General features: G+C 74.3%; 19 protein-coding genes. 12 read left to right on the forward strand and 7 right to left on the reverse strand.

Annotated elements, in window-relative coordinates; translation table 11 throughout:
- Positions 1-88: 88 nt before the first annotated feature.
- Positions 89-976 carry a TIGR03089 family protein gene (locus KLI87_RS21390; RefSeq protein WP_214618388.1) on the reverse strand — a complete coding sequence of 296 codons (888 nt, stop codon included), beginning with the start codon at positions 974-976 and terminating at the stop codon, positions 89-91.
- A gap of 151 nt (positions 977-1,127) precedes the next feature.
- Between KLI87_RS21390 and KLI87_RS21395 the strand changes: the two genes are divergently transcribed.
- The 3 genes from KLI87_RS21395 to KLI87_RS21405 all read left to right on the forward strand — a co-directional run bounded on the left by KLI87_RS21395 (position 1,128) and on the right by KLI87_RS21405 (position 5,442).
- Complete coding sequence (locus KLI87_RS21395) at positions 1,128-3,206, forward strand: hypothetical protein (RefSeq protein WP_250904073.1); 2,079 nt, start codon at positions 1,128-1,130, stop codon at positions 3,204-3,206.
- Positions 3,207-3,308: 102 nt separating this feature from the next.
- Positions 3,309-4,322 carry a glycosyltransferase family 2 protein gene (locus KLI87_RS21400; RefSeq protein ID WP_374225469.1) on the forward strand — a complete coding sequence of 338 codons (1,014 nt, stop codon included), beginning with the start codon at positions 3,309-3,311 and terminating at the stop codon, positions 4,320-4,322.
- 4 nt (positions 4,323-4,326) lie between these two features.
- Complete coding sequence (locus tag KLI87_RS21405; RefSeq protein WP_250904074.1) at positions 4,327-5,442, forward strand: glycosyltransferase family 4 protein; 1,116 nt, start codon at positions 4,327-4,329, stop codon at positions 5,440-5,442.
- Here KLI87_RS21405 and trxA read toward each other — a convergent pair.
- Positions 5,417-5,740, reverse strand: coding sequence for a thioredoxin (gene trxA / locus KLI87_RS21410; RefSeq protein WP_214618389.1), 324 nt, complete (start codon positions 5,738-5,740; stop codon positions 5,417-5,419). The two genes, KLI87_RS21405 and trxA, sit on opposite strands and share 26 nt — an antisense overlap.
- Entirely contained in the window at positions 5,737-6,771 is a 1,035-nt protein-coding gene (locus tag KLI87_RS21415; protein ID WP_246249576.1) for a lysylphosphatidylglycerol synthase transmembrane domain-containing protein, read from the reverse strand. Before KLI87_RS21415 ends, trxA begins: the two co-directional genes overlap by 4 nt.
- Positions 6,772-6,836: 65 nt before the next feature.
- Here KLI87_RS21415 and KLI87_RS21420 point away from each other — a divergent pair, with 65 nt between their 5' ends.
- From KLI87_RS21420 to KLI87_RS21440, 5 genes are all read left to right on the forward strand, one after another.
- Positions 6,837-7,547: a class I SAM-dependent methyltransferase gene (locus tag KLI87_RS21420; protein ID WP_156215697.1), complete on the forward strand. Its 711-nt coding sequence runs from the start codon at positions 6,837-6,839 to the stop codon at positions 7,545-7,547.
- A 131-nt stretch (positions 7,548-7,678) separates the two neighbouring features.
- Positions 7,679-8,836 (forward strand): glycosyltransferase family 1 protein, encoded by a 1,158-nt coding sequence (locus tag KLI87_RS21425; protein ID WP_214618390.1) that lies wholly within the window; start codon positions 7,679-7,681, stop codon positions 8,834-8,836.
- A gap of 51 nt (positions 8,837-8,887) precedes the next feature.
- Positions 8,888-9,955, forward strand: a complete 1,068-nt coding sequence (locus tag KLI87_RS21430) for a sugar phosphate nucleotidyltransferase (protein ID WP_214618391.1) — start codon at positions 8,888-8,890, stop codon at positions 9,953-9,955.
- 46 nt (positions 9,956-10,001) lie between these two features.
- On the forward strand, positions 10,002-10,955 hold the full coding sequence (locus KLI87_RS21435; protein WP_308166104.1) for a DNA-3-methyladenine glycosylase 2 family protein: 954 nt from the start codon (positions 10,002-10,004) through the stop codon (positions 10,953-10,955).
- Between the two features lie 323 nt (positions 10,956-11,278).
- Positions 11,279-12,235: a LysR family transcriptional regulator gene (locus KLI87_RS21440; RefSeq protein ID WP_156215699.1), complete on the forward strand. Its 957-nt coding sequence runs from the start codon at positions 11,279-11,281 to the stop codon at positions 12,233-12,235.
- Here KLI87_RS21440 and KLI87_RS21445 read toward each other — a convergent pair.
- The 3 genes from KLI87_RS21445 to cofD form a co-directional block, all read right to left on the reverse strand.
- Positions 12,219-14,768, reverse strand: coding sequence for a bifunctional FO biosynthesis protein CofGH (locus KLI87_RS21445; protein ID WP_156215700.1), 2,550 nt, complete (start codon positions 14,766-14,768; stop codon positions 12,219-12,221). The genes KLI87_RS21440 and KLI87_RS21445 overlap by 17 nt on opposite strands.
- A gap of 257 nt (positions 14,769-15,025) precedes the next feature.
- Positions 15,026-16,312: a coenzyme F420-0:L-glutamate ligase gene (locus KLI87_RS21450; protein ID WP_214618392.1), complete on the reverse strand. Its 1,287-nt coding sequence runs from the start codon at positions 16,310-16,312 to the stop codon at positions 15,026-15,028.
- A complete protein-coding gene (gene cofD / locus KLI87_RS21455; protein ID WP_214618393.1) occupies positions 16,309-17,265 on the reverse strand; it encodes a 2-phospho-L-lactate transferase in 957 nt (318 codons plus the stop codon). Before cofD ends, KLI87_RS21450 begins: the two co-directional genes overlap by 4 nt.
- 169 nt (positions 17,266-17,434) lie before the next feature.
- Between cofD and KLI87_RS21460 the strand changes: the two genes are divergently transcribed.
- The 4 genes from KLI87_RS21460 to KLI87_RS21475 all read left to right on the forward strand — a co-directional run bounded on the left by KLI87_RS21460 (position 17,435) and on the right by KLI87_RS21475 (position 23,756).
- Positions 17,435-18,382, forward strand: a complete 948-nt coding sequence (locus KLI87_RS21460; RefSeq protein WP_214618394.1) for a hypothetical protein — start codon at positions 17,435-17,437, stop codon at positions 18,380-18,382.
- 201 nt (positions 18,383-18,583) lie between these two features.
- Entirely contained in the window at positions 18,584-18,847 is a 264-nt protein-coding gene (locus tag KLI87_RS21465; RefSeq protein ID WP_021594342.1) for a WhiB family transcriptional regulator, read from the forward strand.
- A 203-nt stretch (positions 18,848-19,050) separates the two neighbouring features.
- Entirely contained in the window at positions 19,051-22,305 is a 3,255-nt protein-coding gene (locus tag KLI87_RS21470; RefSeq protein WP_214618395.1) for a glycosyltransferase, read from the forward strand.
- Between the two features lie 5 nt (positions 22,306-22,310).
- On the forward strand, positions 22,311-23,756 hold the full coding sequence (locus tag KLI87_RS21475; RefSeq protein ID WP_250904141.1) for a DUF5719 family protein: 1,446 nt from the start codon (positions 22,311-22,313) through the stop codon (positions 23,754-23,756).
- A 19-nt stretch (positions 23,757-23,775) separates the two neighbouring features.
- Here KLI87_RS21475 and KLI87_RS21480 read toward each other — a convergent pair whose 3' ends face one another.
- Complete coding sequence (locus tag KLI87_RS21480) at positions 23,776-24,219, reverse strand: metallopeptidase family protein (RefSeq protein ID WP_308166105.1); 444 nt, start codon at positions 24,217-24,219, stop codon at positions 23,776-23,778.
- Positions 24,220-24,285 lie beyond the last annotated feature (66 nt).

Genomic DNA, 24,285 nt, shown 5'->3' on the forward strand with positions numbered 1-24,285 from the left:
TTCGGTCGGCGTTGTGAGTCGTGGCGCTAGCGGTGTGAGTCGTGTTCAGAGCGGCTGTGGTCGTGGTTGGAGCAAGGGAGAGCGTAGGTCAGGCGAGCAGGCGCGGGGACCCGGATGCGTCATTCGCTCCGGGGATCCCGGCCACCGCCGTCACATGCTCCAGCGTGACCCGCCGATCCAGGACGGCTTTGTCAAAGTTTCGTTGAATTATGACGGAAGCACCTGAGGCTAGTGGTGCGACCAGGCACGCAAGTACCCCGTCGAGTGTGGTGAAGGACATGTCAACCAGGATCCGGCTCCGCGCGTCCAACTCCCATTTCACAGCGGCCGCGCGGGCTCGCGCGACGACGTCCGCCCCGGTCAGTGTGGTCTTTGTCACATCTGAGGCGGGCAACGGAACCGGCACCGAGAGCGCGGGGAGCTCGGGCGACACCCGCCGGTCCGGCACGAACCGGTCACCGTGGGCGCGCACCTCCAGGGCGTAGTCGGTCACCCCGGAAGGGCACGCGGTGAGCGGGCCGCCCAGCGCGTGCAGCGAGAGGCCCACGATCTCCTCCGCATCGCCGTACGCCCCGCCGGTGAGCACGTCGTCCAGCACCTCCTCGGCCGCCGCCAGGATGTACGGCGCGGAGGCGTCGCCCGGTTCGGCCGACTCGCTATCGAGGGCGGCCGGATCCACGGGCTCGGCGACGAGACCCGCAGACCAGCAGGCCATCAGCCACACGGCGGTCTGCCAGTGCGGCGGCAGCGCGAGCACCACGCGCGTGCCGGGCTCGGCGCCCAGCCCGTCCACCAGGAAGTTCGCCGTCTTGGAGACCCAGTTGTCGAACGTGCGCGCCGACAGCTCGACGCGCTCGCCCGACGCGTCGTCGTAGAAGGTCACGAAGGGGCGGGACGGGTCGTCCGCGACGCGGGCGCGGAGCAGGTCGGCCGGCCCCGCTCCGCCGCCGGGGCCGCCGCCGGCACGTGTGCTCATGGGGTGAGCGTAGAGCGCCGCACGTCGCGGCACCTCTCCGGCGGCGGCTTAGCACGTGTCGGGAGTGCCTCCCGACATGCGTCCTGAGCTGGCGTCTGGTATGCGCGGTCGGCCGTCCGGCGGTCGGCCCGGACCGCTACGCTCCGCTCCGATGAACGACCACCGCATGGGCCTGAGCGCGGGCCGGACGCTCACACGGGCCACCGTGGCGCCGGCGCTGCTCCTGGTGGCGTGGCTGGCGGTCTCGCTGCCGCTGCTGCTGGCGGGCGTGTTCCGTCCGGGCCCGGCGATCGCCCTGTTCGTGCCGGTGGCGGGGCTGGCGCTGTGGCTGGGGCTGCGGTCCCGGCCGCGCGGCGCCGGGGACGGCGGCGCGGACACCCCCGACCCCGGCGGGCTCGGCTCGGTGTCGTGGTGGACGACCGGCGCCGTGCTCGCGGTGGCGGGAGCGTTCCTCGTCCTCCAGGTGGCGATGTGCTCCGAGCAGATCATCGTGCGCCGCGACCCGGCCTCGTACGTGCAGTTCGCGAGCTGGCTGACCGGGCACGGCTCGCTGCCGATCCCGCGCATGGAATGGGCGTTCGGCGGGGAGGACCGGGCGCTGGAGTACGCGGGCCCCGCCTTCTACGAGGACCGCGGCTCGATCGTCCCGCAGTTCATGGCCGGGCTGCCGATCGTCCTCGCGCTCGGCGGCTGGATCGGCGGTACGCAGGGCATGCTGCTGATGGCGCCGCTGCTCGGCGCGTGCTGCGTGCTCGCCTTCGCCGGGCTGGTCGCGCGGCTGGTCGGGCCGCGCTGGGCGCCCGCGGGCGCGCTGCTGCTCGCGCTGACGCTGCCGATGCTGTGGGCGTCGCGCTCGACGTTCAGCGAGCTGCCCGCGCTGGTGCTGCTGCTCGGCGGGCTCGCGCTGCTGCACGACGTCCGCACCGAGGAGGTGCGGTCGGCGCGGGCGAAGGCGTTCCTCGCCGGGCTCGCGCTCGGGCTGGTCGTGCTCGTCCGCATCGACGGGCTGCGGGACGTGCTGCCGGTGGCGGCGTTCGCCGGGCTGCTGGTCGCGCGGGGCCGCCGCACCGGCCACCCGCTGGCCGCCGGGCTCGCGCTCGGCGCGGGGGGCGGGCTGGTCGAGGGGTTCACGCTGTCCCGTCCGTACCTGCGCTACCTGCACACCTCGCTCGACCCGCTGCTGGCGCTCACCGTCGTCGTGGTGGCGGCGACGGGCGCCATGGCGGTGCTGCTGCGCTGGGGACGCACCGGCCCCCGGCTGCGCGGGCTCGCGGCGGCCGTCGGGCGCGGGCGGCTGCCGGACGCCGCCGCCCTGCTCACCGTCCTCGTGATGCTGGCGTTCGCGGTACGGCCGCTGGTGCAGACCGTCCGGCGGGTGCCGACCAACCCCGACGACAAGCTGAACGCCTACTTCATCGAGCAGGTCCAGCGGATCAACGGCATGGCGCTGGACGGCACCCGGCAGTACTCGGAGCTGTCGCTGTACTGGGTCGTCTGGTACATCGGCGTGCCCGCGCTGCTGCTGGCCACGTTCGGCGCGGCGCTGCTGGCGCGGCGGCTGACGCGCGGCCGGTCGCCGGAGTGGCTGCTGCCCTACGCGGTCATCGTCTGGACGACCGTCCAGGTGCTGCTGCGGCCCGGCATCACCCCCGACCACCCGTGGGCGTCCCGGCGGCTGATCGGCCTCGCCATCCCCGGCCTGCTGCTGTTCACCGTGTTCGCGATGGCGTGGGCGGCGCGCCGGGTGCGGCGCCTCGGGTACGGGCCGCGCGTCGTCCGCCCGGTGGCGGCGGGCCTGGTGCTGCTGGCGCTCGTGCCGATCGTCATCACCTCCGGCAGGTTCCTGGTCACCCGCACCGACCAGCACGAGCGCGCCGCCGTCGACGGCCTGTGCGACAGGCTCGGGCCGGGACGCTCCGTCGTGGTCGTCGAGCGGGCGACCGCCGACCGCTTCCTCCAGGTGGTCCGCGGCATGTGCGGGCTGCCCGCCGCGCGGACGACGTCCTCCGCGCGGCCCGCCGACGTCAGGCGCGTCATCGGCCGCGTGTACGCCACCGGGCGCCGTCCGGTGATCATGGGGGCGGAACCGGGGCAGGTCGCCCGGTACGGCCCGGCGACACGCGCGCTCGCGCTCGCGACCCGGCAGGACGGCCGGACCCTGGACGGCCCGCCCGGCAGCACCTGGGGCCTCACCGTCGAGGTCTGGATCGCCGAGCCGCCCCGCCCGTAAGGCCGCCGCGCCCCGCGCGGGCGAGTATTCTCGCCCTGCGTGAGTACCCAGCCCGCCATGTCGGCGTCCCAGCCCGCCGCACCGACGACCGAGCAGGCCGCCCTGGCGGCTGAAGCCGCGACCGGCGCCGCGACCGAGGCCGCGGTCGGAACCGCGGCCGAGTCCGCGCCCGCGCCGTCGCTGCCCGATCCGGCGCTCGACTTCGAGCTCGCCGACGTGCCGCCCGAGCCCGTCCACGTCACGATCGTCCTGCCCTGCTACAACGAGCAGGACCACGTGATCGAGGAGGTCGAGCGGATCACCGCGGCGATGGACGGCAGTGGAAGATCCTATGAACTCCTCGCCGTGGACGACTGCTCGACCGACGAGACGCTCGCCCGGCTGAGGGAGGCGGCGCCCCGCTTCCCGAACATGCGGATCATGGCGTTCCAGCACAACAGCGGCTCCGGCACCGTCCGGCGGATCGGGTCGCAGCAGGCGCGCGGCGAGATCGTCGTGTGGACCGACGCCGACATGTCCTACCCGAACGAGCGGATCCCCGAGCTGGTCGAGGCCCTGGACTCCGACCCCTCGATCGACCAGGTCGTCGGCGCGCGCACCAGCGAGGAGGGCACGCACAAGGCGCTGCGCGTCCCGGCGAAGTGGTTCATCCGCAAGGTGGCCGAGCGGCTCACCAACACCAAGATCCCCGACCTCAACTCGGGGCTGCGCGCGTTCCGCCGCGAGGTGTCGCTGCCCTACCTGCGGCTGCTGCCGCCCGGGTTCTCCTGCGTCACGACGATCACGATCGCGTTCCTGTCGAACCAGCACCCGGTGCGGTACATGCCGATCGCCTACGCCAAGCGGGCCGGGAAGTCCAAGTTCCACTTCACCAAGGACGCCTACCGCTACATCCTCCAGGTGCTGCGGATGGTCATGTACTTCAACCCGCTCAAGGTGCTGATGCCGCCCGCGCTGTGGCTGGTCGTGATCGGGCTGCTCAAGGGCGTGTTCGACATGGTCGTGCACTTCGGGTACTTCGCCAACAACACCATCATGATCTTCGTGACGGGGTTGATCATCGCCTCGCTGGCGCTGCTGGCCGACCTCATCGTCCGCTCGCGCGGCGACGTCTAGCGGGATGGGCAACCCCGCGTTGCGGATCGCCGTCGTCGGCCCCGCGTTCCCGTTCAAGGGGGGCGGCGCCCACCACACCACCGAGCTGGCGCACCGGCTGTCGGCCGCCGGCCACGAGGTCGTGATCGAGTCGTGGCGGGCCCAGTACCCGAGGTTCCTGTACCCGGGCCAGCAGACGATCTCCGAGCCCGAGGGCGAGCCGTTCCCGGGGACGCGGCGGAGGCTCGACTGGCGCCGCCCCGACGGCTGGTGGCGCACCGGCCGCGCGCTGCGCGAGCGCGACCTGGTGGTGCTGGCGGTGCTGAGCCCCGTCCAGGTGCCCTCGTACCTGGGGATCCTGGGGGGCCTCCGCCGCCGGACGCCCGTGGTGGCGCTGTGCCACAACGTCCTGCCGCATGAGCGCAAGCCGTACGACGTGCCGCTGATGAGGCGGCTGCTGCGGCGGGTGGACGGCGTGCTCGTCCACAGCGGGGCGCAGGCCGACCTGGCGCGCGGCCTGACGGGGCGCCCGGTCCGCGTGGCGGAGATGCCCGCGCACCTGCCCGCGTCCGCGAAGCCCGCGCCGCCGGACGGGAAGGTCCGCCGCAGGCTGCTGTTCTTCGGGATCGTCCGCCCCTACAAGGGCCTGGACGTCCTGCTCCGCGCGCTCGCCGCCGGGCCGGACGGCGTCGCGCTGACCGTCGCGGGCGAGTTCTGGGGCGGGCTGGAGGAGACCCGGGCGCTGATCGCGGAGCTGGGCCTCACCGACCGCGTGGAACTGCGTCCCGGCTACGTGCCCGCCGCCGACGTGCCGGGGCTGTTCGCCGCCGCGGACGCGCTCGTCCTGCCCTACCGGACGGCGACCGCCTCGCAGAACGTGTGGATGGCCCACGAGCACGGCCTGCCGGTGATCGCCACCGATGTGGGCGGGTTCGGCGAGCAGGTCCGCGACGGGGAGGACGGCGTCGTGTGCGCTCCGGACGACGTGCCCGCCCTCACCCGCGCGCTCGAACGCTTCTACGCGCCGGGGGAGCCGGAGCGGTTGCGCTCCGGCGTCCGCCCGGTCGACCACGGCCCCGTGTGGGCCGCCTACCTCGACGTGCTGACCGGCGCGATCACAGGTGCGGTTCGAGCACCTTGAGCAGGGCGCGCTTCGGCTTGGCGCCGACGATCTGCTCGACGACCTCGCCGTTCTTGTAGAGCAGGAGGGTCGGCAGGCCCATGACCCCGTACTCCTGCGGCGTCTTCGGGTTGGCGTCGTAGTCGATCTTCGCGATCCGGATCTTGCCGTCCTGCTCCTGCGCGATCTGCTCCAGGATCGGAGCGATCATGCGGCAGGGACCGCACCAGTCGGCCCAGAAGTCGACCAGTACCGGAGTGTCGCTTTTCAGGACCTCTTCGGTGAACGTCGCGTCGGTCACGGTGATCGGGGCCGTCACGGTCCCTCCTTCGTTTGCGGTGTACCCCTGACAAGCGCCTCAGGGGCGGGTTCATTCCCGGGTTCCCCGGGCTGACCAGGCAGGCCGGGCTCGCCCGGCTCGGACGGCTCCGGCGGGCGCGCCGCCGGATGCCCGGGGCCGCGTCCCAGCAGGAGCGCGGCGCCCGCGTTCAGCAGGTCGGCGATCGTCAGCAGGACGCGGGAGGCGATCGCGACCACGACCGGCGCGCCCGCGGGCAGCACCGGCGTCAGCACGACGGTCAGCGCGGCCTCCCGGGCCCCGATCCCGCCGGGCGCGATGAAGACCAGGAACCCCGCGACGAACGCGAGCGCGTAGGCGCCGGTGGCGAGGAACGGCAGGCCCGCGCCGTCGCCGCCGACGGCGACGCACAGCAGCCAGGTGTGGACGCCGAACAGCACCCAGCCGAGCACCGTCCAGCCGACGGCCCGCAGCGTCACGCCGAGGCTGACCGGCTGCTCCAGCGGCGGCCGCCGGATGAGCCTCAGCATCGTGTCGAGGCACCACGTCACGATCTTCGGGTGCAGCGCGGCGAGCATGACGGGCGCGAGCGGGAACAGCCACCAGTACTTCTCGCGCGCGGCGGCGGAGGTCAGCGGCAGCGTCGCCGAGGCGACGGCGAGCCCGCACGCCGTGGACGAGGCGACCGCGAGCAGCGTCGAGCCGAAGCTGCGCTCGGCGGGCACCTTGTGCTCGCGCGCCATCTCGATCTGGGTGACCAGCGCCCACACCTTGCCCGGCACGTACTTGCCGAGCTGGGAGATCGCTGAGATCCGGAACGCGGGGCGCAGCGCCAGCGGCGAGCCGAGCCCGGCGAGGAAGGTGCGCCAGCCGAGCATCCAGGTGAACAGGCCCGCGAGCCCCACGGCGAGCGACCCGGCGAGCGTCGCCCAGGACATCTCCCGGAACGCCCGCGTCGTCGCGTCCCACTGGTCGACCACGCTGTAGGTGCAGAAGGCCAGTGCGAGCAGGACGAGCAGCACGCGCAGGACTCGCATGGCGACGACCTTCATCTTCACCCGCCCAGGGTAGGCGAACGTGACCTCCCTGCCACGCTCTCGCCCTACAGTTGGAGGCGATGAAAATCTCGGATGTGGTCGCCTTCATGGGGCACCAGGTGCATGTGTGCCGCTACCGCGAGGCGGGGACGCTCCTGTCGTGGATGGGACGCGACCTGCGCGGTCGGCGTGTCCTCGACGTCGCCGGGGGCGACGGCTACTGGGCCGGGCAGGCGCGCCGGCGCGGCGCGGACGCGGTGTCGATCGACCTCGCGCGCGGCAAGATGGTCTACGGCCGGACGCTCGCGAACGCCCCCGCGCTGATCGAGTGCGACGCGCTGCGGCTGCCGTTCGCCGACGCCTCCTTCGACGCGATCCTGTCGGTCTGCGCGATCGAGCACTTCGACGACGGCGGGAAATCGCTGGACGAGATGGCCCGGGTGCTCAAGCCGGGCGGTGAGATCTTCATGTCCGCCGACGTGCTGAGCCGCGCCGACGCATGGCCGAAGCTGCGCGACGCGCACAAGGCGAAGTACCACGTCCAGCACACCTACACCCACGGCAGCCTCGGGAAGCTGATGGACGAGCGCGGCCTGGACCTCGTCCGCCACTCCTACCAGTTCCGGACGGCGGCGACCGAGCGGCTCTACCTGTCGCTGTCGACCTACGGCGGCAAGGTCGGCTTCAACGCGGCGGCGCCGCTGGCCCCGCTGGTCGCGCTGGCCGACCGGTCGGCGCCGAACGAGCGCGGCAGCATCGTCCTGATCCACGCGCGCAAACGTCCCGTTTAGGTAAACCCGGGCGCGCGTGCTCCAGGTCGCGCGAATCCGTCCCCGGCGGGGCGTAGGCTCGTCAGTAAAGAGTGATCTACGCCACTGCGGCCCCGGATCGCTGAGCCGGGGCCGGGATGGGGGAGTGGACCGTGGCGCCTCGGATCCTGCTGGACACGACGGCCGTGCCCGCCGACAGGGGAGGGCTCGGCCGGTACGTCGACGGACTGCTGACGGCCCTGCACGCGCAGGGGGCCGATCTCGCCGTCGCCTGCCAGCGCGCCGACCAGGAGCGGTACGAACGGCTCGTGCCGGGCACCCGCATCGTCAGCGGGCCGCCGGGCCTCGCGCACCGCGCGACCCGGCTGGCCTGGGAGCAGACGGGCCTGCCGCACGTCGCCGCGAGCGTCGCCGCTGACGTCATCCACCTGCCGACCTACACGATGCCGGTCAGCGCGAGCCTGCCCACCGTCGTGACGATCCACGACGTGACCCTGTTCGCCGAGCCGGGCAGGCACGACCCGGTGAGGACGACCTACATCAAGTCGGCGACGCGCACCGCCGCGCGGCGGGCGACCCGCCTGATCGCCCCGTCCCGGGCGACGCGCGACGAGCTGGTCCGCCTGCTCGGCGCCGACCCCTCGCACATCGACGTCGCCTACCACGGCGTCGACCACGAGGTGTTCCACCGTCCGGCCGAGCCCGAGATCAAGCAGGTCTCCGACCGGCTCGGCCTGCACGGCCGCCCCTACATCGCCTATCTCGGGGCGCTGGAGCCGCGCAAGAACGTCCCGAACCTGATCCGCGGCTGGGCGCGGGCCTGCGCCGGGCTGCCCGACCCGCCCGCGCTGGTGCTGGCGGGCGGCGGCGGATGGGACGACGAGGTCGACGCGGCGATCGCGGCGGTCCCGCCCCAGCTCCGGCTGCTGCGTCCGGGCTACCTGTCGTGGTCGTCGCTGCCGGGCTTCTTCGGCGGCGCGCTCCTGGTGGCGCTGCCGAGCCTCGGCGAAGGGTTCGGGCTGCCCGTCCTGGAGGCGATGTCGTGCGGCGCGCCCGTGCTGACGACGCGGCGCGGCCCGCTGCCGGAGGTCGGCGGCGAGGCGGTCGCCTACACCACGCCCGACCCCGACGGCATCGCCTCGGCGCTGGCCAAGCTCATCGCCGATCCGGTCCGCCGCGCGAGCCTCGCCGAGGCCGCCCAGGCGCGCTCGCACGAGTTCAGCTGGACGGAGTCGGCCCGCGCGCACATCGCCTCCTACGACAAGGCGGTGGAGGAGCACCGCGCGTCCCAGGGGTCGCGCACCCACTAGCCTGGCTCGCGGTAAAGCCGCGTGGGCCGGAGCTCTTGAGAAGGGGACTTTGTGGAAGCGATCCTGCTGGTGGGAGGGCAGGGCACCCGCCTGCGCCCGCTGACGATCTCCACCCCCAAGCCGCTGCTGCCGACGGCGGGCGTCGCCTTCCTCGCGCACCAGCTCGCCCGCGCGCACGCGGCCGGGGTCGACCGGATCGTGTTCGCCACGTCCTACCGCGCGGAGATGTTCGAGGCGGCCTTCGGCACGCACGCCTACGGCGTCGACCTGGCCTACGTCAGCGAGAACGAGCCGCTCGGCACCGGCGGCGCGATCCGCAACGCGGCCAGGGCGCTCACCGCCAAGCCCGACGACCCCGTGCTGATCCTCAACGGCGACATCCTGTCGGGGCACGACGTCCAGGCGCAGGTCGCGGTGCACGAGCGGGCGGAGGCGGCGGTGACGCTGCACCTCACGGAGGTCACCGACCCCTCGCGGTTCGGCTGCGTCCCCACCGACGGCACCGGCCGGGTCACGGCGTTCCTGGAGAAGACCTCCCATCCCGTGACGAACCAGATCAACGCGGGCTGCTACGTCTTCCGCCGCTCGGCGATCGACACGATCGCCGAGGACGAGGTGGTGTCGGTGGAGCGGGAGACGTTCCCGTCGCTGATCGCGTCCGGCGCGGTCGTGATGGGCCACGTCGAGTCGGGCTACTGGCTGGACGTCGGCACGCCCGAGGCGTTCGTCCGCGGCTCCTGCGACCTCGTGCTCGGCAAGCTGGCCTCGCCCGCGATGCCCGGCGAGCCGGGGGAGCGGCTCACGCTGACCGGCGCGAGCGTGTCGCCCGGCGCGGTCGTGCGCGGCGGCACCACGGTCGGGCGCGGCGCGGTGGTCGAGGCGGGCGCGACCGTGCTCGGCAGCGTCCTGCTGGACGAGGCGTTCGTCGCCGAGGGCGCGACCGTGCGCAACTCGGTGCTGAGCCGGGGCGCGCGGGTCGGGCCCGGCGCCGTCCTCGACGACGTGATCCTCGGCGACGGCGCGGTGGTCGGGCCGGGCAACGAGCTGCGCGGCGGCCTGCGCGTCTGGCCCGGGATCGAACTGCCGCCGACCGCCGTCCGGTTCTCGACCGATGCCTGAGAGCACGGCGCCCCCGGTGTCTGGCGGTACGGTGTCCGGCGGTACGGTGTCCGGCGGTACGGCCCGCGTGCGAACCGGGGAGCCGACCGCTGGGCGGCTCCCCGAGCACGGATCGCAGCGGCGGGAATGGCGTCCGCCGTGGCCGCTCGACCTGTCGGCCGTCCTGGCGCCGCATCGGCGTGGACCGCGCGATCCGGCGTTCCAGGTCGACCGGAACGGTGCGATCTGGAGAACATCCCACACTCCGGACGGCGCGGGAACCATCCGCCTATTCCATAGCGGAGAGGTCGTCTACTGCACGGCCTGGGGGCCGGGCGCCGGATGGCTGCTCGACGGCGTCCCGGCCCTGCTCGGAGAGGGTGACGCGCCGGAGGGGCTGCGCGCGCACCACGACATCGTCCGGGAGCGGATGGCGCGGCGCCCCGGCCTGCGCATCGGCCGGACGGACCGCGTCTTCGAGGCGCTCGTGGCCGCCGTGATGGAGCAGAAGGTGCTCAGCGAGGAGGCGTACCGCGCCTGGGGCTACCTGCTGCGCCGGTTCGGCGAGCCCGCCCCCGGCGCGCCCGCCGAACTGCGCATGCGGGTTCCGCCGCCGCCCGCCGTCTGGGTCCGGATCCCGTCGTGGGAGTGGCACCGGTCGGGCCTGGAGGCCGTCCGCGCCCGCACGATCATCGGCGCGGCGCGCGTCGCGGCCCGCCTGGAGGCCGACCCCGCCGAGGCCCGGCTGCGCACGCTGCCGGGCGTCGGGGTCTGGACGGCCGCCGAGACCAGGCAGCGCGCGGTCGGCGATCCCGACGCCGTCTCCGTGGGCGACTACCACGTGCCCGGGCTCGTGGGCTGGGCGCTGATCGGCCGCAAGGTCGACGACGCCGGGATGCTCGAACTGCTGGAGCCGTACGCCGGACACCGGTACCGGGTCACCCGGCTGCTGGAATCGTCCGGCAGGCGTCCGCCGAGGCGTGGCCCCCGGCTGCCGGTGCGGGACTATCGCTCTTTCTGAGCTCGCTCTTCCGCAGGTCCTTGGCGCAGGTGTCGCGGCGCCGCTGCCAGAACGCGTTGGGGGCCCAGTCGAGCCCGTCCCGGGTGTCGGATCCGAAGAGGGGGCCGAGGACGGCCGCGGCGACGATGAGACCTAGCATGATCAACATGTTCGTTCCTTGGGATCGTGTGTGACCCCTCAGCAGGGGCGTGGACGTTCCCGCGCGGGGCGATCAGGGGGGATCGGGGTCGCCGTCCCTTTCCTGTCGCATGTTCAGTTTGACGCGGTCCAACGTTCAGGTCCAGCGACCATTTCTGGATGGATTGTGTAAGAATCCCTTCACTATGCTGGATTTGGCCAGGTTGCGGGTGTTGCGGGAGTTGAAGCTGCGCGGCACCGTCGGGGCGGTCGCCGAGGCGCTCGGGTACAGCCCGTCGGCGGTCTCCCAGCAGCTCGCACAGCTCCAGAAGGACGTGGGCGTCAGCCTCGTCGAGCGCGCCGGGCGGCGGCTGCGGCTCACCGAGGCGGGCGACGTGCTCGCCGGGCACGCCGAGACGCTGCTCGCGGGCGCGCACCGGGCGGAGGAGGCGGCGCTCGCCGCCAGCGGGCGCGTCGCGGGCGTCGTGCGGGTCGTCGGGTTCACGACGGCGCTGGTACACGTCCTCGCGCCCGCGCTGCCGGGGCTCGCCGAGCGCTACCCCGAGCTGGTCGTGGACGTGATGGAGGAGGAGTTCGTCCGGGTGCTCCAGGCGCTCGTCCTCCAGGAGATCGACGTGGTGCTTACCGACGAGTACTCGCACCTGCCCCGGCCGCGCCGTCCCGAGCTGACCTCGGAGGTGCTGGTCATCGAGAAGATGCGGCTCGCGCTGCCCGCGGCGCACCCGCTCGCGCGCGGCACCGGGCCGCTGCGGATGGCCGAGTTGGCGGAGATCCCGTGGGCGACCGGCCATATCGGCACCAACCACGCCGACGTGATGGAGCGGACGTGCGTGGAACTCGGCGGGTTCCGGCCGAACGTCCGCTACCGGTCCAACGACATGCTGGTCATCTTCGCGATGATCGCGCGCGGCGGCGCGGCGTGCCTGGTGCCCGACCTCGCGCTCGCGGAGCTGGAGGAGGGCATCGTCGTCCGCGACATCGCCGACGCGCCGGTGGAGCGGCGCATGGTGCTGTGGACGCGGACCGGCGCGGACGTCCGACCGTCCGTCCGCGCCGTCCTGGAGGCGCTGCGCCGCTCCGCCGACGAGCTGGCGGCGGGGCGGACCACCCTCGTCCGGGGCGTCCCTAGCGCAGGGGGGTGAGGGGCAGCCGGCCGAAGGCGCCGATGCCGTCGGTGCGGCGCGCCGCCTCGATACGCTCCGCCGGGACCTCGCCGTAGAGGGTCGTCCGCTGCCGGGCGGGACGGCCCGCGCGTGCCGCGATCTCCTCCAGCTCGCTGATGGCCTTGAACGAGCCGTTCTCCGACCCCGCCATGCGGCTGATCGTCTCCTCCATCAGCGTCCCGCCGAGGTCGTTGACCCCGCCGCGCAGGACGCGCGCGCACAGCTCGTCGCCGAGCTTCACCCAGGACGTCTGGATGTTGGAGATCGCGCCGTGCAGCAGGATCCGGGCCAGCGCGTGCACGGCGACGTTCTCCCGCGCCGTCGGCCCCGGGCGGGCCAGCCCCGCGAGGTAGATCGGGGAGTTGTGGTGGACGAACGGCAGCAGCACGAACTCGCTGAACCCGCCCGTCCGCTCCTGGATCGACCGCAGCAGCTTGATGTGCGCGACCCAGTGCGCCGGGGTGTCCACGTGCCCGTACATCATCGTGGACGTCGTCGGCATCCCGAGCTCGTGCGCGGTCGTGACGACCTCGACCCACTGGTCGGTGGGCAGCTTGCCCTTCGTCAGCACCCAGCGGACGTCGTCGTCGAGGATCTCGGCGGCGGTCCCCGGCAGCGAGTCGACCCCCGCCTCTCGCGCGGCCTGGAGCCACTCCCGGATCGACATGTCCGCGCGGGACGCGCCGTTCACGACCTCCATCGGACTGTAGGAGTGCAGGTGGATGTCCGGCGCGCGGCGCTTCACCTCCCGCGCGAGGTCGAAGTAGGCGGTGCCGGGGAGGTCGGGGTGGATGCCGCCCTGCATGCACACCTCGGTCGCCCCCGCGTCCCACGCCTCGTCCACCCGGTCGCCCACCTGCTGGAGTGACAGAGTGTAGGCGTCCGCGTCGGTGCGGCGCTGCGCGAACGCGCAGAAACGGCAGCCGGTGTAGCAGACGTTGGTGAAGTTGATGTTCCGCGTGACGACGTAGGTGACCTCGTCGCCGGACGCCTCGCGCCGCAGGTCGTCGGCCAGCTTCGTCAGCGCGTCGAGTTCGGGGCCTTCGGCGTGCAGCAGGGCGAGGGCCTCGTCGTCCGACAGCCCGGCCGGGTCGCGTTCGGCGGCGGCCAGCGCGGCCTTCACGTCGGCGTCGAAGCGGGTCGGCGCCGCCATCCGGTCCTTGAGCGCGTCCCAGTCGCCGTAGACCTCGTCGAAGTCGTCGCGGCGGTCGGCGGTCCGGCCGGCGGTGTCGATGGAGGTGTGCAGGTCGGTGCGTCCCGACGCCTCGAAACCGCCGTCGGGCTCCTGCCACGGACGCCCCTCCAGGACGGCGTCCTGCCTGGCCAGGCCCGTCGCCGGGTCGGCGAGCGCCGCGACGTGGCCCGCCAGCCGCGGGTCCAGCCACGGCTCGCCGCGCCGGACGTACTCGGGGTAGATCGTGAGCCGCTCCCGCAGCGCGAACCCCGCCTGCGCGGTCCGCTCGGCCAACTCCTCGATCTGCGGCCACGGCCGCTCCGGGTTCACATGGTCGGGCGTCAGCGGCGACACCCCGCCCCAGTCGTCGATCCCCGCCCGCAGCATCAGCGCGAACTGGTCGGCGACCAGGTTCGGCGGCGCCTGCACCCGCGCCTTCGGCCCGAGCACGAGCCGCGTCACCGCGATCGTCGCGGCCAGCTCCTCCAACTCGGCGTCGGGGGTGTCGCGCATCTTCGTGTCGGGCTTCGCGCGGAAGTTCTGGACGATCACCTCCTGGATCGCCCCGTACTCGCGCATCGTCCGCCGGATCTCGAAGATCGCGTCCGCGCGCTCCGCGACGGTCTCGCCGATGCCGATGAGGATGCCGGTGGTGAAGGGGACGTTCGTCCGCCCCGCGTCCTCCAGCACCCGCAGCCGGACGGCCGGGTCCTTGTCCGGCGACCCGAAGTGCGGCCCGCCGCGCTCGCTGAACAGCCGCGTCGCCGTCGTCTCCAGCATCATCCCCATGGACGGCGCGACCGGCTTGAGCCGCTGGAAGTCCCGCCAGGTCAGCACGCCGGGGTTCAGGTGCGGCAGCAGCCCGGTCTCCTCCAGCACCCGGATCGCCATCGCCCGCACATAGGACAGCGTGTCGTCGTAGCCGTGCGCGTCCAGCCACTCGCGGGCGGGCCGCCACCGGTCCTCGGGCCGGTCCCCGAGCGTGAACAGCGCCTCCTTGCACCCCATCGCCGCGCCCTGCCGCGCGATCTCCAGCACCTCGTCGGGGCTCAGGTACGGCGAGTCGAGCCGGTGCGGGACGGTCGCGAACGTGCAGTACCCGCACCTGTCGCGGCAGAGCCGGGTCAGCGGGATGAAGACCTTCCGGCTGTAGGTGATGACGCCGGGCCGCCCGGCGGCCTCCAACCCGGCGTCCCGCGTCCGGGCGGCATGGGCGAGCAGATCGTCGAGCTGCGCCCCGCGGGCGCCGAGCAGCGTCGTGGCCTCGGATCGGTCCAGCGTCTTGCCGTCACGCGCGCGGGCCAGGGCCCGCCGCACGGAGTTCTCAATGGCCTCCATGCGGGCACTCTATGCCAAGTGTCATACTTTTTTGCATCGCCCTCGGCGTCGGTCGCCGGCGCTCCCTCCTGCAACGGACAATGCGTGCGATCGCTGCATCGCTCCGTCTCGCCTGGCGGCTCGCTTCGCGATCAGGTTCTCGCAGGCTCGAACCTGCCTTCGGACGCGATCGCAACGTCTGAGGTTGCTGACGGCTGGGGTTACGAACTGCGGCTTACCGCTGGTGCAGCCGTTGGCGGGTGTGGGGTATTCCCGGGTCAGCGGAGTTCGATGAAGGTGTCGGGGGAGCGGGGAGGGCGCTCGCGGGGCGGGGCGGCGGGGTGGCCGACGCCGACGGCGCCCATCGGGTCCCACGTGCCCGGAATGTCCAGGGCCTCGCGGACGACGTCGCGGCAGAACAGCGTGCTCGACACCCAGCAGGAGCCGAGGCCCTCCACCGCCAGGGCGACCAGCAGGTTCTCCACGGCGGCGCCGGCGGCGACCACGAACATCTCGCGTTCGGCCTGCGCGCGGCGCTCGTCGGGGTAGTCGTGCGAGCCGTCCATGACCAGGCACGGGACGACCAGGTAGGGGGCGCGGCGCAGCACGTCGCCGCGGCGCAGCCGCTTGGCGACCGACTCCTCGGTGAAGCCGTCGCGGCGCAGGTCGGCCTCCCAGGCGTCGCGCATCGCGTCCAGCAGCGCGGTGCGGGACTCCGCCGACTCCAGCAGGACGAACCGCCACGGCGTCGTGTGGTGCGGCGCGGGCGCGGTGATCGCGGCGGCGACCGCGCGGCGCACCGCCGCCGGGTCGACCGGGTCGGCGGTGAACTCGCGGATCGTCCGGCGGGCGTGCAGCACCTCGGTCGAGCCGTAGCGGAACATGTCCTCGCCGGGCGGGCGGACCAGGACCCGCGCGCCGGGCCCGTCCTCGGCCGTGACCAGGGCGGACAGGCCCCGGACGACGGCGATCGGCACCCCGTCCAGCTTGCCCTTGACCAGCTCGCCCGCCGCCGCGATCTCGTCGGCGACGGCCGTGATCGTGGCGTCCAGGCGGTTGCCGTGCGTGTCGTCGCGGCCGCGCAGGTCGCTGATCGGCTCCAGGCCCGCCACACCGATCGCGACGTCGGTGAGCCCGTTGCGCCACGGCCGCCCGAACGTGTCGGACACGATGACGGCGACGTCCACGCCGTGCAGTTCGCGTACTCGTGAGCGGATCCGCCGGGCGGAGGCGTCGGAGTCCTCGGGCAGCAGCAGCACCGTGCCGGGCGCGGTGTTGGACGCGTCCACCCCGGCGGCGGCCAGCACCAGGCCCTGCCGGGTCTCCACGATCCGCGTCTCGCCGCGCGCGTGCGTGCGCCGCGCGACGACCCGCACGGTCTCGGCCTCGATCGCCTTCTCCCGGTCCGCCGCGACCAGGACCCGCCCCTCCGCCTTGCTCACGATCTTGGACGTGACCACCAGCACGTCGCCGTCCTCGACCGTTCCGGCGGGCAGCAGCGCCGCGATGTCGTCCCCCTCGGCCACCTCGGGCAGCCCCGGGACGCCGAACACGTTCAGGTTCATCGGGCGCCCTCCTCGCGCTTCAGCTCCAGGGCCAGGTCGAGCGCGGCCCGCGCGATCGCGGCCGTGGCGTCCGCGTCGCTCATCAGCAGCGGGCGCGGGCGCACCTCGATGCCCTCGACCCGCACGCCGGAGTCGGCGTCGTCGACGAGCCAGCCGTCCAGCAGGCCGAGCCCGTAGTGCTCGGCCACCGCCTGCGCGGAGGTCTCCACGCCGATCGCGGTCAGGCAGGCGTCGGCCATGCCGCGCACCGGCGCGCCGCCGATGATCGGGGAGACGCCGACGACCGTCTTCGCGGCGACCGCGTCCCTGATGCCGGGGATCGCGAGGATCGTCCCGACGCTCACCACCGGGTTGGACGGCGGGAACAGCACGACGTCCGCCTCCTCGATCGCGGCGAGCACGCCCGGCGCGGGCTTCGCCTCGTCCGCGCCGACCGGGGCGATCGACACCGCCGGGGCGGACGCGCCCATCCGCACCCACCACTCCTGGAAGTGGATCGCGTGCCGGCCCCGCTCGGGGTCGTCCACGACCACGTGGGTCTCGACCTGGTCGTCGGTCATCGGGATCAGCCGCACGCCCGGCCGCCACCGGTCGCACAGCGCCTCGGTCACCGCCGACAGCGTGTACCCGGCCGCGAGCATCTGCGTCCGGACGATGTGGGTCGCGAAGTCGCGGTCGCCGAGACCGAACCAGGACGGCCCGACCCCGTAGGCGCCGAGCTCCTCCTTGACCGTGAACGTCTCGGCGGCGCGTCCCCAGCCCTGCTCCTCGTTGATGCCGCCGCCGAGGGTGTACATCACGGTGTCCAGGTCGGGACAGACCCGCAGCCCGAACAGGGAGATGTCGTCCCCGGTGTTGCCGATGACGGTGATCTCCGCCTCCGGGGCCGCCGCGCGCAGCCCCCGCAGGAAGCGGGCCCCGCCGATGCCGCCCGCCAGCGCCACGATCTTCATGCGATCAGCCTAGGCCGCCCCGCCGTCCGCCCTGGACACCGGTGACCGGAACCGGCGCCGGAGCGGCGGTCGCGCCGGGTCCGGCGCCGCGCCGGGGACGCAGACGTGGATGGGCCTCATGTGCAAAGCTTTGCGTGTCATCCGATTGCCTCGATCTGGAGATGTTCCCGTGAACAAGGAAGCCGTCCAGCGCCTGCGCGAACCGGCCGCCTGGGTATTGCTCGCCGCGGCGGGTCTGCATTTGCTGGCAGGCATCATCCTGCTCCTCGGCGGCGACGGTGAATTCAGCTACCGCGCGCTGAACGAGACGGGCAGCGGTGTCTTCACCCAGTTCGCCGTCGTCGCCCTCGTCGTGCTCGCCGTCCTGCTGGCGACCTGGGGCCCCGCCCCGACGCCGCAGGCCAGGAACATCACGATGGGCGGGCTCGGCGTGCTCGGCGGCGTCGCGCTGTTCGGCGTCATCTGCTGGCTCGCCGGGATGCTCGCCAACTCCCAGATCGCCGAGGCGGTGACCAAGCTCTCCTATTTCCTCATCGGCGCCGGAAAGCTCGCGGTCGTCGGCCTCGGGGCCTGGCTCGTGTTCACGATCTACCAGGGAATGCAGCCGCCGCGCCCGCAGGGCCAGCCGCAGATGCCGCAGGGCTACGGCGGCGACTTCGGCTACCAGCAGGGCCCGCCCGGCCAGCAGTACGGGCAGCAGGCCGGGCAGCAGGGCTACGGCCAGCAGCAGTACCAGCAATACCAGCAGTACCAGCAGGGTGCCGAGGGGCAGCAGGGCTACGGCCAGCAGGGATACGGGCAGCAGCAGTACGAGCAGCAGCAGTACGGCCAGCAGCCCGGTCAGCAGCCTCAGCCGGGGCAGGCCCAGCCGGGGCAGGACTACCAGCAGTACGGCGCCCAGGGCGGCTACCAGGCCGGTCAGCAGCCCGCCCAGCCCGGCCAGCAGCCCGCCCAGGGAGCCGAGCAGGAGGAGATGGGCGAGTGGACGCGCGCCTACGGCGGCACCGGCGGGCAGGAACAGGGCCCGCAGGGCACCCAGGGCATGCCGCCGCAACCGGGCGAGCAGGGTGAGCAGGACGGTGGCGACTGGTACCGGGACAACCGGCCCCCGCAGTGACGCCTCGATTAACTGATCTTCATCCAAAGGCCGTCCAGCACGTCCGGACATAACCCGCTATGCCTCCCCGGAAACTCGTTGCGCTTGACGGGGCGGGCACTACACGCGTGTAATTTCGTAGGTGTAGTTTCAATGCCTTCTCGGGGGAACAAGCCAGGGGAGGGCGTTGACCAGGGGGCTCCACGGGCAGGGAGGTGCGCTGTGAGCGAGGTAGTCATACCGCTGGCGCACGGCACAGACGGTGAAGAGTTGGGCTGGCAGGAGCGCGCCCTGTGCGCGCAGACGGACCCGGAGGCGTTTTTTCCGGAGAAGGGCGGCTCCACTCGCGAGGCCAAGAAGGTGTGCCGGGCATGCGAGGTGCGAACGGAGTGCTTGGAGTACGCGCTGCAGCACGATGAACGCTTCGGGATTTGGGGAGGGCTCTCCGAACGCGAACGCCGGAAGCTGAAGCGCCAGGCCGTCTGAGCGCGTCCGGGCAGGGTGGCGGGCCGGTGGCACCGAAGGGGAGCGGTGCGCCCGGCGCGAGGACCCGGCCGGAAGAGAGCCCGCTTTTTCCCGATCTCGGGGGATCCGGAGCGTGCTCACGCGACCACGCGTACAGTTGTCAGCCGTGCCGGCCCCCGGGCCGGCACGGCTGCTGATTGTCGTCCCACAGATCGCGCGGACCGTTGTCGCCCACACCCGATCGCCACGTCGTCACGGCGGTCCTCGTCGCCCACGACGGCGCGCGCTGGCTGCCCGAGACGCTCAAGGCGCTGCTGACCCAGGCGCGGCCGGTGCAGCGCCTGCTCACGGTGGACACCGGGAGCCGCGACCGCGGCCCCGCCGTGCTCGCCGAGGTGATCGGCGCGGGCCGGGTCCTCGCCCTGCCCCGCACCACCGGCTACGGCGAGGCGGTCGCCGAGGCGCTGCGCCAGGACGCCGCGTCCGCGCCCGTCCCCGACGACGAACCCGGCTCGCCCCGCACCGAGTGGGTGTGGCTGCTGCACGACGACTCCGCGCCCGCGCACGACGCCCTCGCGCGCCTGCTGCGGACGGCCGACTCCGATCCCGGCATCGCGGTGCTCGGGCCGAAGGTCCGCGACTTCCACGACCGGCGCGTCCTGCGCGAGGTCGGCGTCGCGATGGACGCCGCCGGACGCCGCGCCACCGGCATCGACGGGCACGAGTTCGACCAGGGCCAGCACGACGGCGTCCGGGACGTCCTCGCGGTCGGCAGCGCCGGGATGCTCGTGCGCCGCGACGTGTGGAACCGGCTCGGCGGGTTCGACCTCGACTACGGCATGTTCCGCGACGACGTCGACTTCTGCTGGCGCGTCCACGCGGCGGGGCACCGCGTCGTCGTCGCCACCGACGCCGTCGTTTACCACGCGGAGGCGTCCCGGCGCGGCGTCCGCGAGGTCGGCATGACGGCCACGGCGCCGGCCCGCCTCGACCGCCGCAACGCGATGCACACGCTGCTGGCGAACCGGCCGTTCGGCCCGATGGCGCGGGGCCTGGTCCGCAACGTGTGGGCGTCGCTGCTGCACGCGCTCGCGCTGCTGGTGACCAAGCGGCCGGACGCGGCGCGCCAGGAGCTCGGCGCGCTCGCCGACGTGCTGCGCGCCCCCGGACGGCTGCGACGGGCCCGCGCCGCGCGGGCCGAGGGGCGCAAACGCGTGTACCGCAGCGTCCGCCGGTTCCAGCCGCGCTGGGTCGTGGCGCGCCGCGCGGTCGAGGCCGTGTCGGAGTTCCTCGCGGCGCACGAACGCGGCCGGGAGGAACGTGACGACGACCTCGCGCCCGACGAACCCGGCCTGCTCCGGCGGCTCGTCGCCCGGCCGGGGGTGGCGCTCGTCCTCGCGCTCACCGCCGTCACGGTCGCGGCCGAGCGCTCGCTGCTCACGGCGGGCGCGCGGCTCGGCGGCGGCGCGCTCGTCCCGGCGTGGGGCGGCGCGAGCGACCTGTGGACGCAGTACATCTCCGGCTGGCACCCCACCGGCCTCGGCGGTGACGCGGGGAGCCCGCCGTACGTGGGCGTCCTCGCGGTGCTCTCGACGGTGCTGTTCGGCAAGCCGTGGCTGGCCGTGTCGCTGCTGCTGCTCGGCAGCGTGCCGCTCGCCGGGCTGACCGCCTACCGCGCGTCCCGCGTGCTGATCTCGGCGCCGCCCGTCACCGGACGGCGCGCGCGGGCGAACCGCCGCCGGATCCCCGTCTCGGCCGTCCGGGTGTGGTTCGCCGCCGTGTACGCGCTGCTGCCCGCCGCGACCGGCGCCGTCGCGGGCGGGCGGCTCGGCACCGCCGTCGTGCTCGTGCTGCTGCCGCTGATCGCCGTGCGGGTCGCGCGGATGTACGGGCTGCCGCGGCCCGCCCCCGACCCCCGGACGCGCCGCAAGCGCGCGGGCCGCGCCGCGTGGGCGGTCGCGCTGCTGCTCGCGGTCGCGACGGCGTTCGTCCCGCTGGTGTGGCCGCTGGCGCTCGCGGGCGGCGGCCTGCTGTGGGCGCTGTTCGACCGGCCCGGCCGGGTCGGCCGCCGCAACCTCGCCATCGCGCTCGGCGTCCCGCCGCTGCTGCTCGGCCCGTGGACGGTCGGCCTGCTGCTGCATCCGTCCCGGTTCCTGCTGGAGGCGGGCCTGCACCGGCCCGGCGCCCCCGCCGGGGCGGGCGACCTGCTCGCGCTGAGTCCCGGCGGGCCCGGCACGTCCGCGCGGTGGGCGCTGGCCGGGCTGCTGGCGGTCGCGGTGTGCGCGCTGCCGCTGCGGGCGCGGCGCAGCGCCGTCCTCGCGGGATGGCTGCTGGCCCTGTTCGGGCTGCTCGTCGCGATCGTGACGAGCGCCGGCACCGTCACCAAGGGCACCGACGCCGGGCCCGCCTGGCCGGGCGTCGCGCTGGTCTTCGCGGGCGCCGGGGTGCTGCTGGCCGCGACCGCCGCCGTCCAGCGCGCCACCGAGGCGCTCGCGGGCACCCACCTGATCTACCAGGCGGGCGGCGCGGTCGTGGCGACCGCCGCGCTGACCGCGCCCGTGCTGGCCGCGGCGCTGTGGATCACCGGCGGCGCGGGCGACCCCCTCGGCCGGACCGATCCGGACGTCGTACCGGCGTTCGTGCGGGCTCCGGGCGGGCCGCGCACGCTGGTCCTGCGCGGCGACGGCTCGGGGCGCGTGTCCTACACCGTCCTGCGCGGCGCGCGGCCCATGCTCGGGGAGGCCGAGACGCCCACCGGGGGCGCGGCCGAGCGGCGGCTGGACGATCTGGTCTCCGGGCTCGCCGGGGGCCGCGAGGGCGACGAAGGGCCCGCGCTGACCCGGATGGGCATCCAGTACGTGCTGGTGCCGCACCCCGCGTCCGACCAGGTCACCAAGATCCTGGACGCGGCGCCCGAGCTCTCCCGCCTCAGCCGGACCGGCACGTTCGGGGTGTGGCGGCTCCAGGCGAACACCGCGCGCCTCATGCTGCTGGACGGCGCGTCCACCACGCCGCTCCCGGCGGGCCGGACCGACGCGCGCGTCCGCGTCCCGCCCGGCGGCGGGAGCCGCACGCTGCTGCTGGCCGAACCGGCGGACGGCGGCTGGCACGCCACGCTCGACGGCCGCGAGCTCAAGCCGAGGACCGTGGACGGCTGGGCCCAGGGCTACGACGTCCCCGCCGCCGGGGGCGACTTCGCGTTGACGCGCGGGATGACGCTGCGGCACACGTGGGTCGCCGTCCAGGGCGCCGCGGTGCTCCTCGTCGCCGTGCTGGCGCTGCCGGGCGCGCAACCTGGCACGCTCCTGCCGTCCGGTGAACGCGCCCGTGACCGCCGCGCCCGCCGCGGCCGCCGCCCCGGACGCGGCCGCCGCGCGTCCCCGCCTCCCGCGCCGAAGGCGCCCGAGACGCTGACCCTGCCCGAGCCGCGCGAGAGCGCCGACGACGGCGACGCCCTGGCCGAGGAGCGCAGCCCGTGAGAACCATGCTCCGCGTCCTCAGGTTCCGCTACGCCACGGCCGCGCTCGTCCTCGTCGCGGTCGCGGCCCTGTACGGCGCCGCGGCGCTGTCGCGCCCCTCGGCGGGCGGCGCGGACGCGGGGGGCGTCCGCGCGCCGATCACCTCGGCCGTCGCGGTCTGCCCGGGGCACGAGGGCGGGCGGCTGAGCGTCCAGTCGGCGAAGGGCGGCCCCTCCGGCGGGCGGATCGACACCTCCCCGACGCGCGGCGGCGCTCCGCTCGCGTCGCTGACGGCGGCGGGCCAGAGCTGGACGAAGGACACCGGCGACGGCGAGGACTCCTACACCGTCCGGGCGAGCGGCGGCATCGCGGCGGGGCTGGAGGCCGAGCAGACCACGCACTGGGGCGGCGGGCCCGACCGCGGCCTCGCCGGAACGCGCTGCGCCGCGCCCGGCACCGACCTGTGGTTCCTCGGCCCGGGGCCCGCCGACGCCGACGCGCTCGACCTCTACCTGACCAACGTCGACTCCCAGCCCGCGTCGGTCGACCTCAGGGCGCTGTCGGAGGCGGGCCCGCTGGACACCACCGACGGCCGCGCCACCTCCATCGCCCCCTACACGACCGCGGTCGTGCCGATCGGCGGGTCGCCCGAGGGGCTCGGCGACATCGTCAAGACCGCGCACGACCTGGCACTGCACGTCCACACCACCGGCGGGCGGGTCGCCGCGTCGCTGCGCGCCCGGATCGGCGAGAAGAAGGGCATCGAGTGGGTGCCGCCGTCGCCCGCGCCGTCCGCCGCGCAGGTCGTCCCGGGGGTGCCGGGCGGGTCGGGGGAGCGGCGGCTGGTGGTCGCGGTGCCCGGCGACGCCGACGCGCGGGTCAGGGTCCGCGTGGTCACCCCCGACGGCGAGTTCACGCCGCGCGGCCAGGACGTCGTCGAGGCCCCCGCCGGCACCGTGACGCCCGTCGACCTCGGGCTGTCCGGCAGGCCGGCGGCCGTGCGGGTGGTCGCCGACCGCCCGGTCATCGCGGGGTTCGCGGCGACGCGCGGCGGCGACGTCGGCTACGGCGCCGCGACCGCGCCGCTCGGCACGCCCGACGGCCCGGACCGGCTGACCACGGGCGTCGTCGCCGACAACCGCTTCGACTCGGTGCTGACGCTGACGGCGCCGTCGGGCGCCGCGTCCGTCCAGGTCACGACCGTCGGCGGGCAGGGGCCGGGGCCGTCGCGGGAGATCGGGATTTCCGCCGGGCGGACGGTCGAGACGACGCTCGCGCCCCCGCCCGGCGGCGACGGCGGCTTCGGGGCACTGATCACGATCAAGCCGGGCTCGGCGCCGGTCTACGCCGCGCGGATGATGTCCACGGGCAAGGGCGAGGAGTTCCTGTTCACGGTGCTGCCGGTGGTCCCGGCGTCCACCACGCGGTGGCTGCCGAGGGCGGCCGACACCCAGGGCGCGCTGATCCCCTAGCCGGGGTCTTCAGCCGGGGTCAGTCGTCGGGGGAGTCGTAGCTCGGGTCCACGGATTCGGGGGACAGCCCCAGCAGGTCGGCGATCTCCTCGACGAGCAGGTCGCGGACCAGCCGTCCGAGCTCCTGCTCACCGCTCGCGCGGGCCTCCACCGGGCGCCGGTAGACGACGATGCGGACGGGCGCGCCGCCCCGGCCTGGGCGGCCCCGGCCGGCGAGGGTCTGGCCGAGCGGCACCGGCCCGTCGAACCAGGGCTCGACCTCGGGGACCTCCTCGACCGTGAACTCGACGCGGGCCAGCTCACGGCCCCAGCGCCTGCCGAGGCGCCGCACCTCGTCGGCGACGACGTCCTCGAACCGCTCCGCGCGGGAGCGCGAGACGGGGGCCTGCGGGGGCGTGAGGGGGCCCCGGAGGCCGCGACCGTGCCGATCGCGGCGCCGCACGCCTGACACACGGGATCGCACACGTCCAGACTACCCCGCCGGACGCGGGCTGCCCCTTCCGGTCACGGACAGGTTCGCGGGCCCGTA

This window comes from Actinomadura sp. NEAU-AAG7 (assembly GCF_018603865.1).
GTDB classification, from domain to species: Bacteria; Actinomycetota; Actinomycetes; order Streptosporangiales; family Streptosporangiaceae; genus Spirillospora; species Spirillospora litoris.

What these genes read in the sequence shown, in the direction of transcription:
- KLI87_RS21420 (WP_156215697.1), top strand. Translation starts at nt 6,837, where the DNA reads ATGAAAATCTCGGATGTGGTCGCCTTCATGGGGCACCAGGTGCATGTG.
- KLI87_RS21440 (WP_156215699.1), top strand. Translation starts at nt 11,279, where the DNA reads ATGCTGGATTTGGCCAGGTTGCGGGTGTTGCGGGAGTTGAAGCTGCGC.
- KLI87_RS21405 (WP_250904074.1), top strand. Translation starts at nt 4,327, where the DNA reads ATGGGCAACCCCGCGTTGCGGATCGCCGTCGTCGGCCCCGCGTTCCCG.
- KLI87_RS21395 (WP_250904073.1), top strand. Translation starts at nt 1,128, where the DNA reads ATGAACGACCACCGCATGGGCCTGAGCGCGGGCCGGACGCTCACACGG.
- KLI87_RS21390 (WP_214618388.1), bottom strand. Translation starts at nt 976, where the DNA reads ATGAGCACACGTGCCGGCGGCGGCCCCGGCGGCGGAGCGGGGCCGGCC.
- KLI87_RS21475 (WP_250904141.1), top strand. Translation starts at nt 22,311, where the DNA reads ATGCTCCGCGTCCTCAGGTTCCGCTACGCCACGGCCGCGCTCGTCCTC.
- KLI87_RS21450 (WP_214618392.1), bottom strand. Translation starts at nt 16,312, where the DNA reads ATGAACCTGAACGTGTTCGGCGTCCCGGGGCTGCCCGAGGTGGCCGAG.
- cofD (WP_214618393.1), bottom strand. Translation starts at nt 17,265, where the DNA reads ATGAAGATCGTGGCGCTGGCGGGCGGCATCGGCGGGGCCCGCTTCCTG.
- KLI87_RS21445 (WP_156215700.1), bottom strand. Translation starts at nt 14,768, where the DNA reads ATGGAGGCCATTGAGAACTCCGTGCGGCGGGCCCTGGCCCGCGCGCGT.
- KLI87_RS21415 (WP_246249576.1), bottom strand. Translation starts at nt 6,771, where the DNA reads ATGAAGGTCGTCGCCATGCGAGTCCTGCGCGTGCTGCTCGTCCTGCTC.